14 protein-coding genes and 1 other annotated feature are annotated in these 13,936 nt (G+C 46.3%); of the genes, 3 read left to right on the forward strand and 11 right to left on the reverse strand.

Going from position 1 to position 13,936, the window contains the following annotated elements:
• The 4 genes from L693_RS0123045 to L693_RS0123060 form a co-directional block, all read right to left on the reverse strand.
• A partial coding sequence (locus tag L693_RS0123045) for an amino acid kinase family protein (protein WP_025720323.1) occupies positions 1-463 on the reverse strand: 463 nt, incomplete at its 3' end.
• A 197-nt stretch (positions 464-660) separates the two neighbouring features.
• The gene (efp, locus tag L693_RS0123050) at positions 661-1,218 is read right to left on the reverse strand and encodes an elongation factor P (RefSeq protein WP_007430939.1); all 558 of its coding nucleotides are present in this window, start codon (positions 1,216-1,218) and stop codon (positions 661-663) included.
• A 33-nt stretch (positions 1,219-1,251) separates the two neighbouring features.
• The gene (locus L693_RS0123055; RefSeq protein ID WP_025720326.1) at positions 1,252-2,325 is read right to left on the reverse strand and encodes a M24 family metallopeptidase; all 1,074 of its coding nucleotides are present in this window, start codon (positions 2,323-2,325) and stop codon (positions 1,252-1,254) included.
• Positions 2,326-2,406: 81 nt separating this feature from the next.
• A complete protein-coding gene (locus tag L693_RS0123060) occupies positions 2,407-2,991 on the reverse strand; it encodes a YqhR family membrane protein (RefSeq protein WP_025720328.1) in 585 nt (194 codons plus the stop codon).
• Positions 2,992-3,554: 563 nt separating this feature from the next.
• On the opposite strand from L693_RS0123060, the gene L693_RS0123065 reads away from it, so the two are divergent.
• Both L693_RS0123065 and L693_RS0123070 read left to right on the forward strand, forming a co-directional pair.
• Entirely contained in the window at positions 3,555-4,547 is a 993-nt protein-coding gene (locus L693_RS0123065) for a DUF1385 domain-containing protein (RefSeq protein WP_025720330.1), read from the forward strand.
• Between the two features lie 7 nt (positions 4,548-4,554).
• Positions 4,555-4,875: a hypothetical protein gene (locus L693_RS0123070; protein ID WP_025720331.1), complete on the forward strand. Its 321-nt coding sequence runs from the start codon at positions 4,555-4,557 to the stop codon at positions 4,873-4,875.
• A 117-nt stretch (positions 4,876-4,992) separates the two neighbouring features.
• Here L693_RS0123070 and L693_RS0123075 read toward each other — a convergent pair whose 3' ends face one another.
• From L693_RS0123075 to mntR, 3 genes are all read right to left on the reverse strand, one after another.
• Positions 4,993-5,982 (reverse strand): patatin-like phospholipase family protein, encoded by a 990-nt coding sequence (locus tag L693_RS0123075; protein WP_025720333.1) that lies wholly within the window; start codon positions 5,980-5,982, stop codon positions 4,993-4,995.
• 95 nt (positions 5,983-6,077) lie between these two features.
• Positions 6,078-7,817 (reverse strand): family 10 glycosylhydrolase, encoded by a 1,740-nt coding sequence (locus L693_RS0123080; protein WP_025720335.1) that lies wholly within the window; start codon positions 7,815-7,817, stop codon positions 6,078-6,080.
• Between the two features lie 139 nt (positions 7,818-7,956).
• A complete protein-coding gene (gene mntR / locus L693_RS0123085; protein ID WP_007430946.1) occupies positions 7,957-8,382 on the reverse strand; it encodes a transcriptional regulator MntR in 426 nt (141 codons plus the stop codon).
• 250 nt (positions 8,383-8,632) lie between these two features.
• Here mntR and splB point away from each other — a divergent pair, with 250 nt between their 5' ends.
• Complete coding sequence (gene splB, locus L693_RS0123090) at positions 8,633-9,697, forward strand: spore photoproduct lyase (RefSeq protein WP_025720337.1); 1,065 nt, start codon at positions 8,633-8,635, stop codon at positions 9,695-9,697.
• Here the strand turns inward: splB and L693_RS0123095 are convergent.
• The 4 genes from L693_RS0123095 to L693_RS0123110 form a co-directional block, all read right to left on the reverse strand.
• Complete coding sequence (locus tag L693_RS0123095; protein ID WP_025720339.1) at positions 9,690-10,406, reverse strand: cytochrome c biogenesis CcdA family protein; 717 nt, start codon at positions 10,404-10,406, stop codon at positions 9,690-9,692. The genes splB and L693_RS0123095 overlap by 8 nt on opposite strands.
• A 142-nt stretch (positions 10,407-10,548) precedes the next feature.
• Positions 10,549-12,567 (reverse strand): methionine--tRNA ligase, encoded by a 2,019-nt coding sequence (gene metG / locus L693_RS0123100; RefSeq protein WP_025720341.1) that lies wholly within the window; start codon positions 12,565-12,567, stop codon positions 10,549-10,551.
• A 107-nt stretch (positions 12,568-12,674) separates the two neighbouring features.
• Positions 12,675-12,943 (reverse strand) — a binding site (T-box leader).
• A 42-nt stretch (positions 12,944-12,985) separates the two neighbouring features.
• On the reverse strand, positions 12,986-13,282 hold the full coding sequence (gene yidD / locus L693_RS0123105; RefSeq protein ID WP_025720343.1) for a membrane protein insertion efficiency factor YidD: 297 nt from the start codon (positions 13,280-13,282) through the stop codon (positions 12,986-12,988).
• Between the two features lies 1 nt (position 13,283).
• Complete coding sequence (locus tag L693_RS0123110; RefSeq protein ID WP_025720345.1) at positions 13,284-13,775, reverse strand: Fur family transcriptional regulator; 492 nt, start codon at positions 13,773-13,775, stop codon at positions 13,284-13,286.
• Between the last annotated feature and the right edge of the window lie 161 nt (positions 13,776-13,936).

Raw genomic sequence — 13,936 nt, forward strand, 5'->3', positions numbered from 1 at the left:
TATCAGAACCTCCACGTCCCAGTGTCGTTATATCTCCCTCGGCAGACATCCCCTGGAAACCGGCTACAACGACAATCTTGTTGCTGCTCAGTGCATCCAGCACACGCTGGGGCTGAATGTCCGTAATCCTTGCCCGACCAAAGTCAGATTCAGTACGGAAGCCAGCTTGCCATCCCGTAAATGATACCGCTTCGTGACCCAACTGCTGAATGGCCATTGACAACAAAGCAATCGAAATTTGCTCGCCTGTCGTCATCAGCATATCCAACTCACGTGCGGGCAACTGCTCATTCAGCAATTTGGCCTGGTCAATTAGTTCGTCTGTCGTGTCTCCCATTGCGGAAACGACCACTACACATTGATGCCCTTCACTCTGTTTCTCAACAACGCGTTTTGCCACGCGTTTCATGCGTTCCGTATCACCGACGGAACTGCCTCCGAATTTCATGACATACAAAGACAACGATATTCACTCCCTCAGACTCAACAGTATGTAACCTTGAGATGGCACAACCGACTCGAACGTGACATCCTGCGGCATAAACTTTAGTACAGTATAATACGAAAGTGCTATGTGGAGCCAATGTTTTTTAATCATAAGTCCTTATAAAAATATCCCCTGCCCTTAACTAGGACAGAGGATTCTAAAAACTGGGAAAATTATGCGCGAGACATGTATTTGCCGTCACGAGTATCAATTAACAATATGTCATCTTGGTTAATGAACAAAGGAACCTGAACATTCAGACCTGTTTCCAGTTTGGCATTTTTAGTAGCACCTGTAGCCGTATTACCTTTAATACCTGGTTCGGTTTCAACTACCTTAAGCTCAACGCTTGTAGGCAGGTTAATCCCCAGAATTTCTCCGTTATAGCTGACAATATTTACATTCATATTTTCTTTTAGGAAATTAAGTTCCCATTTCAGCTGATCGCTAGACAATGTGAACTGATCGTAAGTTTCGTTGTCCATGAATGTATGATCATCTGCACTTGCATAGAGGTAAGATACGCCACGATTTTCGATTTGGGCACGACCAATCGTCTCACCCGCACGGAATGTACGTTCAACGGTGTTGCCGTTACGCAAGTTTTTCAGCTTGGAGCGTACGAACGCTGCACCTTTACCCGGTTTTACGTGTTGGAAGTCCAGCACCGTAAAGATATCTCCGTCTACCTCGACGGTCAAACCTGTTTTGAAATCATTAACATTAATCACTAAAATACCCCTCCTACAGGACTGTTATCGTTATTAAACGACTGTAAATTCTTTGCTTGAATGTGTTAATACTTTGATGCCGTTATCTGTAATAACGATATCATCCTCAATTCGCACGCCGCCCAATCCTGGTACATAAATACCTGGCTCGACCGTTACAACCATGCCCGGCTCCAGAATATCATCACTGGCCTTCGACAGACGTGTGGATTCATGAACTTCCATACCCAGACCATGGCCTGTACTATGTCCGAAATTGTCTCCATAGCCATGACTTGCAATGATATCGCGGGTCAGCGCATCCGCTTCACGGCCCGTCATGCCAGGCTTAATATGTTCTAGTGCGTGAAGCTGCGCTTTGAGCACAATATCATAGATTTCACGCAGCTGCGGCGCCAAATCCCCTTGTGTAGCTACTGTACGAGTCAGATCGGAACAGTAGCCATCCAGTAATGCGCCAAAGTCAAACGTAATCAGCTCGCCTGCTTGTACCAACTTGGCACTGGCTACCCCATGAGGCAATGCGGAACGAACCCCGGATGCCACAATCGTGTCAAATGAAGAAGACGTAGCTCCTTGCTTGCGCATAAAAAATTCCATTTCCAGATCCAGCTCACGCTCGCTGACACCCGGTTTGATGTAAGGTAAAATATGTGCAAATGTGGCGTCTGCCAAATCCGCTGCCCGCTGCATCACTTCCAGCTCTTCTGCATCCTTGTACACTCGCAACTTCTCCACAATACCTGACACCGGAACCAGAGTAAGAGGCGACAAGTTTTCGCTGTAAGCTTTATGCGTAGCAACAGATACATCGTCTTGCTCGAAGCCTGTTTCACTGATCTGATGGGAGGACAGCAGCTCTTTCACTGTTTCCATGACCTGCGCAGCGTGCTGCACCACCGTAAACCCTTTAGCTTGTTCGGTCGCCTGCGTCATATAACGAAAGTCGGTTAGCAGGTAGCTATGGGATTCCGTAATCAGCACATATCCGGCCGAACCTGTGAAGCCTGTCAAATATCGGCGGTTGACAGGGCTAGTAATCAGCATAGCACGCAGATCATGCTCACTCAGCGCCTGCCGCAGCTTTAACACCCGGTCATTCTTCATCTTTCATTCCGCTCCCCTCTGTCAAATAACCAAATGCTATTTTAACACAGGGGATAGGTGCTTGAGAAGTTTTTGTTACGTTCAGTCCCCGGCTTTCTCAGGCTCGCGCATTCTTTCATCCGTATACTCCACAGCAACCGTGTAGCCAATAAACAACCCCCACAGCAAAAACACGCAAACTTCCGTATATATAGAATTCCATGTTAGCCGATTAGGAGGATTCATCATCCCAAGCTTGGGACCCGTTAATACAAATAAAATAACCCACCAGACCAGACCGTAGACAATGCCAGGCATAGGTCCCTTAAATCGGCGAAACATCAGTGTGTATATTAATGACGCTATAACGGATAATGCGATAAAAAACAGCAAGCCTACCAGATGCCCCGCTGTTGTTTTCATGAACGAATGCTTGAAAAACGGCTCTGCCAGAAAACCGGGCGCTACCACCGTAAAGTGCAACGCATAAAACAGCCATCGTATCAATCCCCAGAGCAAACCTGCAAAAAAGGCGAGCTCAAGTGCAAAGGGAATGAGTGGTGTATGTATTTTACCTGACTGTTGTCTGTCCCTATTGCTGTTATTGTTATGATCGCGTTGGTCGTGTGATTCACGGGACTGCTCCTGACCATGCCCCACCTTAGGTACGGAGTAAGTTTCACTCATATCTTTTGTTCCCCTTTCATGATGCAATGCTTATTTCCACTAAAAAATACTTGTTGTGAAATGGAAAAGGCTTCATTTCCGTTGAATTCATGTATTCCTAATTTGCTAGGTAGTATGCTCCAAAGGAGTGGGTTTAACACTAAAACGTGGTGAGTTCTTGTTACATGGTGGGCTGGTGTGGTGGAGAATTGGTGATGACTTGTACTGCGCTCGTTGTGGCCGCTACGCGAACGGATCATTCTTCCGATCGCTGTTGCCTCGAACATGCTTCTCATAAAGGTTTAAAACACGATTTTACTCCCCCACTCAAAACAAATCGAGAGGCGGGTAGCAGCGGAAAGCTCGGAATCGTCCTGAAGAAGCGCTAGCGTTCGCCTTTATTCACGGATTTTAACCTCTACATCTTTTATTCAATCCAAAAAAATCTGGGAATAACAGCTATCGGAAGGATGATCCGAGCTTGGAGCGCTCTATATTCCACCTATCCATTTGCCGCAACTAGATATTCCCTCCCAAATTCGATACAATATACAAAAAAGCACGTGTAAAGAGAGGTGAGACGGTTGTCACAAGCATCCAAGCCTGTAAGTTATGGTGGTCAGGCAGTTATTGAAGGTGTCATGTTCGGCGGCAAGCGTGTCAATGTCACGGCAGTTCGCCGCAAAACCGGCGAAATCACATATCTGGAAGTACCGCGCAAGGAACTATCCTGGGTATCCAAATTTCGTAAAATACCCTTGCTGCGGGGAATCGTAAGTATCATTGATTCCAGCGCCAAGGGTACCAAGCATTTGAATTATTCAGCCGATGCCTATGCAGATGATGAGCTCGACCCAGAAGAACGTGCGGAACAAAAGAAAAAAGAAGAATCCCGCTGGAGTCTTAGTATGATCATTGGTGTGGCGGCAGTCGGCATTTTATCCTTTTTGTTCGGTAAAATTGTATTAACCCTCGTTCCGGTTGTTGTAGAAGACTTCCTGTTTAAAAATTTATTTCACGAGCAAATATTGCATAACCTCGCTGAAGGAGCGATTAAGCTGATTTTGCTGCTGGCCTATTTATGGGGTATTTCCCAAACTCCATTGATCAAACGTCTGTTTCAATATCATGGTGCAGAGCATAAAGTAATTACTGCATTTGAAGCAGGAGAAGAATTAACCCCGGCCAACGTGCAAAAATATAGCCGACTGCATTACCGTTGCGGAAGCAGCTTTATTATGCTTACTGTGATTATCGGGATACTCGTCTATTCCCTGTTTACGTATGATAATCTGTGGGAGCGTATGGGACAACGGCTTCTGCTGCTTCCGATTGTATTGGGCCTTTCTTTTGAATTTCTCAAGCTGACCAATGCCATGCGGGAAATTCCGGTACTTCGCTATTTGGGCTACCCCGGCCTGTGGCTGCAACTGCTGACTACCAAAGAACCGACCGATGATCAAGTAGAGGTATCCATTGCTTCTTTCAAGCGTATGCTTGAATTGGATGCTGAGTTGGAAAATGAACCTGCAAAGGAAACCTTCAACAGCCCGGTTCTTGATCCTGTGAAAGGATGAGTAAATGATGAACAGACATGCGGTTATTTTCTGGCTTACCCTTGCTTTAGGTGCATATGGAATTGTGGATATGGTATGGAAAGGAAACTTGGGCTTTCTCATGAGCTTACTGATTCCCGTGCTTGTTTTTACAGTTATTTTTCTGCTATACAAATACTTGCCAGGACGACGAAGCAGTGCTCCCAAAATTAAGCCCTCTGCGCGTACGATGGCCAAGACAGCCAATTCACGCAAGCAGCAGACTCCGAGCAAGCGCAAGGCGTACCCTTTTCATGTCATTGAAGGTTCTAAGGGAAAAAATGAAGAGGAGCAGCCTAAGTATCATTAGTCAGGCAAAAATCATTTATGATGCAGTTAAAGGAGCCACCCCCGTGTGCATGAAAGTATGTCCGGGGAGAGGCTCCTTTTTTTTCCTTCTAAATCTAATTCAGTTGTTAGGTAGTGACTATTTCATGGCATACATTGTATTTTTCATCAATTGATACTTGCTGTACTGCTGTTGATAGGATGTGATGCTCCATTTGTGGAAAAAGGCTTCCCCTGCCTGCACACCGGAAGCATACAACAAATCACTCTGTTCAGGAGAAATGTTGAATTGCGCGGTGCGGATACCCAACGTTGGGATTTTGATTGTCCGGTACCGGTTCTCCTGCTCAATATATCGTTCATCGTGTGCCGATAGCATCGTGTCAAAAATAGCCTGCAGCATTGTCAATGGCCCCCGGATATAAGAAACCTTGGTTTCCGTCCCCGTTTTGCCCACCATCTGAAATCCTACCGTTGGAATTGTTTTTGCTTCACGTTCGTTTACAGGCTCATCAAACAGCCACAAAGGCAGATTGCTTAGCAAAGCTCCATCAACAACAAAAACAAATTGTTGGGAAAAGGTTTTCCCCTTGGCAAGTGCAGAATCAAGTCTTAACATCACCGGATCAAAAAAATAAGGGATACTTGTGCTCATTCGAATGGCCTTGGAGACCTCCAGCGAAGAGGGGTTGATCCCAAAGCGTTTGATATCCTCAGGCAGCACCAAAATGCGACCATTCGTGATGTCTGATGCAATAATACGCAGCTTGCCAGGGGGCAAATCTGCGAACGTACGCACTCCCTTGGCCCGCAATAGCTCACGCACCCAGTTCTCCAGTGCTTCCCCAGAGTAGAGCCCTTTTTTCAGAAAGATACGAGTAGCCGGTCCAATCCACTTAATGTTAAACACCGGAGAACGCCGCAACAACTTGACCAAGGGGGTTTTCTCTATCACGGCTTTCATTTCATCTGCTGAGTATCCAGCTGCCAATAAAGCAGCGACAATAGCCCCTGATGATGTACCGGCTACATGATTGAATACTATTCCATGCTCCTCCGCAGCCTTAACTGCACCTGCCAGCGATATACCCTTAACCCCTCCACCCTGGAACACAGCATTGATCAACATAGATCAAAAAACCTCCGTTCTCTTGGGAGTAAGCAGTTCTACTGCTTATGTATGAGAACAGAGGCCTATATAGAACCTATTTGAACCAATTTTTATCACATTTGATAATAATTTTGAAGAAGTTGAATGAGTCCGTAAGGATTTTTGCGCAAATGCTGTGCACTAAAGTAAATATCCCCTTTGACCTGCTTATAATTTTCGTTCAGTTCAAGCTGCTTAATGAGCTCTTGAGCAGTTTGCCAGCCCTTTTCCGGGGTGCCGATTTTATATGGGGAGTGACCAATATACAACTTAACATCCGAATTTTTGACCTCATTGGACCACCATGCGACAAGCTTGTCATACCCCGCCGCCGGGAACCCGATACTCCAGTAAATTTGTGGAGCTACATAATCAATCCAGCCTTTGTTGATCCAGGTCCGTACATCTGCAAAAGTCGTATCATATGCTGTAACGCCTGCCTTTGTGTCTGAACCGGTTAAGTCCTGAGACTTGTTGCGCCACACCCCGAAAGGACTAATTCCGAATTGAACCTTCGATTTGCTTGCATGAATGGTTTTGCCCAACTCTTGCACGAAACTGTTCACATTATCTCTTCGCCAGTCGCCCTTGTTCGAAATTTTGTTGGCGTTATATGCTTTGAAGGTCGCATCGTCATCAAAAGTTCCGCTGTAAGGGTAGAAATAATCGTCTAAATGAACGCCGTCAATGTCGTATCCGTTCACTACTTCCATAATCGCAGAAATGACGTGCTCACGTGCGGCAGGAATCCCCGGATTGATGTACAACTGGCTGCCATTCTTAACAATCCACTCTGGATGCTGGTTAGCTACATGGTTTTCAGCCAATCCGCTGGTTGTTCCCGTAGAGTTAGCGCGGAACGGGTTAAACCAGGCATGAAATTCCATCCCCCGCTTATGCGATTCGCTGATCATAAATTTTAAAGGGTCATAGCCCGGATTTTTACCTTGCGTGTTCGTCAAATATTTACTCCACGGAACAAGACTGGATGGATAGAGCGCATCCCCACTGGCACGAACCTGAACAAACACCGCATTAATGCCCATGCCCTGCAAATCATCAAGCATTTTAGTAAACTCCTGCTTTTGCTTATCAGCACTACCTCGGGCCGCTGAAGAAGGCCAATCTCCATTAATCGTAGAAATCCAGGCTCCGCGCATGGAAGTCGAAGCCTTCACTTGAACGACATTTCCGTTTGCAGAGCTTGAACTGTTCTCGGTCGTAGATGTAGACGGCGATGCAGGAATCACCTGCCCATCATCGCTGGCACCCTGGCTATTACTTTCACTTTCCTGATTGACAGATGCAGACGTATCTGGAGTAATGCTGTTTCCCGCAGAAGTCTCTCCACTTGTAGATACACCTTCTTTGCCACTGCTCAACGTGATAATACGCTTAGTTGCCTGCCAGTCTACTTTTAAGCCCAATTCTTCCCCTACAAAACGCAGCGGAACCATGACTCTTCCACTCGTCATACGGGCAGATGCGTCCAATCGAACAGACTTACCATTCACGGTTGCGCTCTGTCCACCGTTCTCCATAGATATATTTTTGTCCTTCGCTGTAATCGTTACCGTACCGGATGATTCCAACCAATTCACCTGAGCACCCAATCCCTCACTAATCACCCGCAAAGGAACCATCGTTACATTGGCTCCCTGTACAATATACGGTGCCGCATCACTTTGCAGAGACTGTCCGTCCAACATGATCTCAATATCTCCGTTTGGAGCCGCTTGAATTCCGGGCATAATGGCCGTCTGTACTGCCAAAAGTAAGCCGGCAGCCGATACCCCTATTTTCTTCCAATTCATTTTGCCACAATCCTCCGCTAACCCAGTTAATTTTAACCCCTATCTTGTCCTGCTATATAATGGATAGACGCTAATAACCGGACGTTTGTTGCGGCCTTTGCAAATAAAAAAAAGCATTGTCCGTAAGGACAGATGCTTTTTAGGAATCCCCACTCAATTCCTTGTGTATATCATGAAGCTGGCGCAAGCGATCCTCATCCCGACGGAAATATTCGACCAATGTTTCAATGCGGGTGATGGAATCCCAGCTCAAATGGTGCTCAATACCTTCCACGTCTTTATAAATCAGGTCCTTGTCAACCCCAATCATATCCAGAAACTGCTCCAATAGCTGGTGACGGTCTACTAACCTTTTTCCAACCTTTTTCCCTTTGGGCGTTAAAATCAGTCCCCGATATTTCTCATATACAAGATAATCGTCCTTATCCAGCTTCTGAATCATCTTGGTAACGGACGAAGGATGAACCTCCAGCCCCTCTGCGATATCCGAGACACGAGCGTACCCTTTCTCATCAATCAGCTGGTAAATGCGCTCCAAATAGTCTTCCATGCTTGGCGTTGGCACTTATTTCCCTCTTTTCTGTAATTGAACGGGCGCTACCGCCTTCATTTCCTGCGTTAAACCTACATATGTAATGATACATGTTATCATTGTCTATTGGCAAGTCTCCTACTACCCTGGCTCACAGCTATTGCCATGATTTGTTCAATTTAAGCCGGGCACACTAGTGATGTTGTCCTGTATCGTCTATCCTGCGACATGAGCTTGAGATGGAGCATGATTCTTTAGTTTTATTCGGAAAGGAGCGTTATCCATGTCTACACTTGAACGTACTCCTGTCCAAAGCAGAGAAACCAGGCCGTTCCTGCCTGATCTGGTGTTTTTTGAGCCAGACGCACTGAATTATCCCAAGGGCCAGCGTATTATGGATTGGGTAAAAGCCAAGGATATCCCGTATCGGATGACTACCTCTCACAACCGGATTACCAATTTACCGGGTGAAACTGAAGTTGAAAAGTACCGAATGGCCAAAAAAACACTGGTCGTCGGTATTCGAAAAACGTTAACCTTTGATCAGTCCAAGCCTTCGGCCGAGTACGCTATCCCCATTTCGACGGGTTGCATGGGACACTGTCACTACTGTTATTTACAAACAACTTTGGGTGCAAAACCGTATATTCGCGTGTATGTCAACACCGATGATATTCTGAACGCAGCTAAAGCCTATATTGAAGAACGTGTCCCTGAAATCACCCGTTTTGAAGCAGCTTGTACCTCTGATCCTCTTGGTCTGGAGCATATCACCGGATCACTCGGGGACTTGATTCGTTTTATGGCAGATGAGGAATACGGCCGACTGCGTTTTGTTACTAAATATCATCATGTCGATCCTTTGCTGGATATAAAGCATAATGGTCATACCCGCATCCGTTTTAGCATTAATTCCGATTATGTTATTAAACAGTTTGAGCCTGCCACTTCACGTTTTGAGGAACGGATTGAAGCGGCGGGTAAAGTAGCTCAAGCAGGCTATCCACTGGGTTTCATTATTGCTCCTATCATCTGGTATGACGGCTGGGAAGAAGGCTATGGTGAGTTGCTGCGCAGACTGGGAGAAACTTTATCCCAGCATGCCACTACAGATTTGACATTTGAATTAATTCAGCATCGCTTTACCAAAACATCCAAAGCTGTTATTGAAAAACGTTACCCGAAAACCAAGCTCGAAATGGACATGGAGAAGCGTAAGAAAAAATGGGGTCGTTGGGGACAAAACAAATATGTTTATCCGGATGAACAGCAAAATGCACTGCGTGAGTTTATCACAGAGCGCATTTTTGAACATTTCCCATTAAGCCGTATTGAGTATTTCACATAATCAGCATCCAATCCGGGGTAATACGCTGTAAAAACAGCGTTATATCCGTCATATGATCGGTCACGAGCAAAATACCCGTGATAACAAGCAGTATGCCCCCTGTTTTGATAATGATTGAGGTATAACGAGAGGATAGCCGAACAGAGCCTGCCAGTAAAGCCAAGGCAAAAAAAGGAATCGCAAATCCAAGCGCATAGCCTGTAATCAGCTTGAACCAGGTATGATGCTCAACTGCTGCCAAAGCGATAATAGCCGTCAGCATGGGACCGATACAGGGAGACCAGCCTGCCGCAAACCCAATTCCGATCATAAAGGAACCGGCATAACCGGCAGGCTTCCATGTCCAACGAAGTTTATGCTCCCTCATTAAGATCAAAGGACGCACCACACCAAGAGATATCAGACCCATGATTAAAATTAGCAGCCCTGCCAACACTCTAAGCGTATCCCCATAATTACCAAACCATTCTCCGAGCAGTCCGACGCTTGCACCGAGTGAATAGAAAACAACCGAAAAGCCCATTACAAAAGCAAGCGTGTGTCCCATTGTACGGTAACGCACCTCTGCCTTATGCCGTCCTTCAGCCAGTTCACGGGCCGACATCCCCGTCATATACGATATATAAGAGGGATACAGTGGCAAACAGCACGGTGAAAAAAAAGAAACCAGTCCGGCTATGATCGCCAATCCGGCGTTAACATCCGTCATATTCATGTCCTCCTACCTGTCTTAAGTAAACACGGTCAAACAAGCCCTATTTACTACAACATACGTGAGGAGGGAGTAAAATATGATGCTAGCCAAAAAGCGCAGGCCTCGGCATAAAGCCGCCCGGCCTGCGCTGTTAATTTTACTTCACAATTGCACCATTCGGCATACCTTCCGGTACAGTGGCCAACGTAAGCTGATCACCATACGATGCTGCCAAAATCATACCTTGCGACAGCTCTCCCCGAAGTTTTACAGGCTTAAGGTTGGTCACACAGATTACCTTGCGTCCAATGATATCCTCCGGTGTGTAAAACTTGGCAATTCCCGATACAACCTGACGCTGCTCATAACCGAGATCAAGCTGGAGCCTCAATAGCTTGTCAGCCTTCTTCACAGGCTCACAGGCAATGACCTGTGCGACTCGCAGTTCTACCTTGGCAAAATCCTCAATGCCAATCTCTTCCTTCGCCTCTGGAGCCTCCTGGCCTGCCTCAGTCGTATTTTGTGGCTGAACTTGAGTTGTAGCTTCCTCCGGCTTCTTGCCTCCCGTCATGGCTTCCACAATGAAAGCAACCTCCTGCTCCGAGTCCAGACGCGGGAAAATCGGATTGCCTTTGACCAGCTGGGTTCCTTCTGGGATACGCCCATACTGCTTGCCACTATCCCATGTAGTCAGCTCACCCTCGCTAATACCGAGCTGTTCCCAAATTTTATAGGGAGCTTGCGTCAAGAACGGTTGCAGCAAGATGGAAGCGATACGCAAGCTTTCTACCAAATGCACCATGACGGATGCCAATTCGCGGCGTTTGTTCTCATCCTTAGCCAAATTCCATGGTTGCGTCTCGTCAATATATTTGTTGCTGCGGCTAATAAATTGGCTAATCGCTGTCAATGCCACGGAAAACTCCATGTTTTCCATCGCTTCTTCTACTTTACTGTAAGTCGATGTTGCCATCTCTTCCAAAGCTCCGTCGAATGCTGTTACATTCGCTTCATAGGCTGGAACCTTCCCATGAAAATATTTGTCAACCATTGCTACGGTACGATTCAACAAATTGCCCAGATCATTTGCCAGATCTGAATTCACCCGATCAACAAAGCTTTCAGGTGTGAAGGTTCCGTCTGCTCCGAAAGGCACCTCGCGCAGCAGGTAATACCGGAGCTGATCCAGACCATAACGATCAATCAACGTTACCGGGTCTACGACATTGCCTTTGGATTTCGACATTTTACCGTCTTTCATGAGCAGCCAGCCATGTGCAAATACCTTTTTGGGCAACGGAAGATCCAGTGCCATCAGCATGATCGGCCAATATATCGTGTGGAAGCGTACAATCTCTTTTCCTACGATGTGTACATTTGCAGGCCAAAATTTATCGTACAGCTCAGTATTAGCAGAGCCATACCCCAAGGCTGTAATATAATTCGAAAGCGCGTCAATCCACACGTATACGACATGCTTCGGATCACCCTTCACCTTAATGCCCCAGTCAAAGGTTGTGCGGGACACTGCCAGATCCTCCAGACCTGGCTTGATAAAGTTATTAATCATCTCTTTTTTACGGGATTCCGGCTGGATAAACTGCGGGTTCTCCTCATAAAATTTCAGCAACCGATCAGCATACTTGCTCATACGGAAAAAATAGCATTCTTCCTTGACCAACTCTACTGGGTGTCCACTATCCGGACTTTTTCCTCCAGCCACATTTCCATCAGCGTCCTTCACTACGTCAACCAGTTGAGTTTCAGTGTAGTAAGTCTCGTCAGGAATGCTGTACCAGCCCTCGTATTCTCCCTTGTAAATATCGCCTTGCTTCAGCAAACGGTCAAAAATGTCCTGTACAACTGTTTTGTGACGTTCTTCTGTGGTGCGGATAAAATCGTCATTGGAAATGTCGAGCTTACGCCACAGATCTTGAATACCTGCCACGATATCATCAACGAAACCTTGCGGTGTTTTACCGGCCGCGCTCGCCTTTTGCTCAATCTTCTGACCATGCTCATCCGTTCCTGTCAAATAACGAACCTCATAGCCCCGCAGCCGCTTGTAGCGAGCCATCGCATCACCCGCTACTGTCGTGTAGGCATGACCTATATGGAGCTTGTCACTGGGATAATAGATTGGTGTTGTAATATAAAACGTGTTCTCATTGGACATGTGTATTCCTCCTGTTTTATTCATGGCATCCATTTCAGGCCTGTTGCCATGATGGGTACTCCAATTCATGATTTCGACACAAATTGGCACAAAAAAGACCCCCGCCCCTATGGGACGAGAGTCACCTCACGCGTTACCACCCAAATTCCCTGTATCCTCGCAGACTACAGGCTTCACCGGTCACATCTGACCGCCCATTAACGCTGGATCACGCCTTTCCCTTACGATTGCCCCTCGCTGTACTAAAAACGGTGGCAAATGCGCTTGAAAAAGGTTCCTCTAGGACCATATTCAGGCTTCACTCCAGACCGGTTTGCAGCTAACTCCGGCTCTCTGTACTGGATTCTTACCTTACTCATCCCTTCACAGGAAAACAATATTAACCAAAATATAACCAAATCCACGCAGCGATGTCAAGTCAGCCCCTTCCCAACACCTTATCATCACGGTCAACCAACCGGTCTTCACCGGATTTATCCAACCGTTTTTGGACAGGTGGAACCAAATCTACCCCGCCCGGATGAAAGGGATGGCACTTGGCTATACGCTTGGCGGCTAGCCATGAACCTTTAAGCGCACCATGCACCTCTACCGCCTCCAACGCGTACGCCGAGCATGTTGGATAAAACCGGCAGGTAGCCGGCTTTAATGGTGAAATATAGGAACGATAAAACTTAATCGGAGCCTGAACCACTCTGCGTATGGTGATTTTCACTTTAATAGCCCCCGTGGCTGTGAGTGTGACTGCTCGTCTGGCTGAATCCTCCATCAGAATTACTCTTATTATGCCCGTTTTTTTGTTGGCAATCTTTGCAATAACCAAAAATTTCAAATTTGTGCTCAACGATTTGGAACTGATCCGTTGTATCCGTCATCTGCATTGGGCAAAAAGAAATCGGTAAAGTTTTTTGACAGCTCAAGCAAATCATATGATGGTGATGATGGTGCTCATTACAGCTTACCTTGAACTTCATTCCATCCTCAAAAGATACCTGCTCAAGTACACCCAACTCCTGCATTACACGCAGATTACGATAAACCGTATCAAAGCTGAGTCCACTATATTTTTTACCCATATATTCATAAACGTCTTTGGGAGACAAATACCCTTCATTCTCGGAAAATAACGTGGCCAGCGTCTTGCGCTGATCTGTAATACGCAGCCCCTGAGCGGACATTGTTGAGATGATTTCATCCTTTGTCAGCATGCGTTTCACCCTCCCCTGTCTGTAGTTTCAGGCTTTCTGATGCAGGCTTAGGCTTGCATCTATTTATTATACCACGATTAAAGTCAATATTATAAGAGGTATTCACACCTGCAAACAAGAAAAAGACGCCCTCCATGACTGCAAACGATCCGCAGCAGGAG

Origin of the sequence: Paenibacillus sp. 1-18, from assembly GCF_000520755.1 — a bacterium.
Taxonomy (GTDB): domain Bacteria; phylum Bacillota; class Bacilli; order Paenibacillales; family Paenibacillaceae; genus Paenibacillus; species Paenibacillus brasilensis.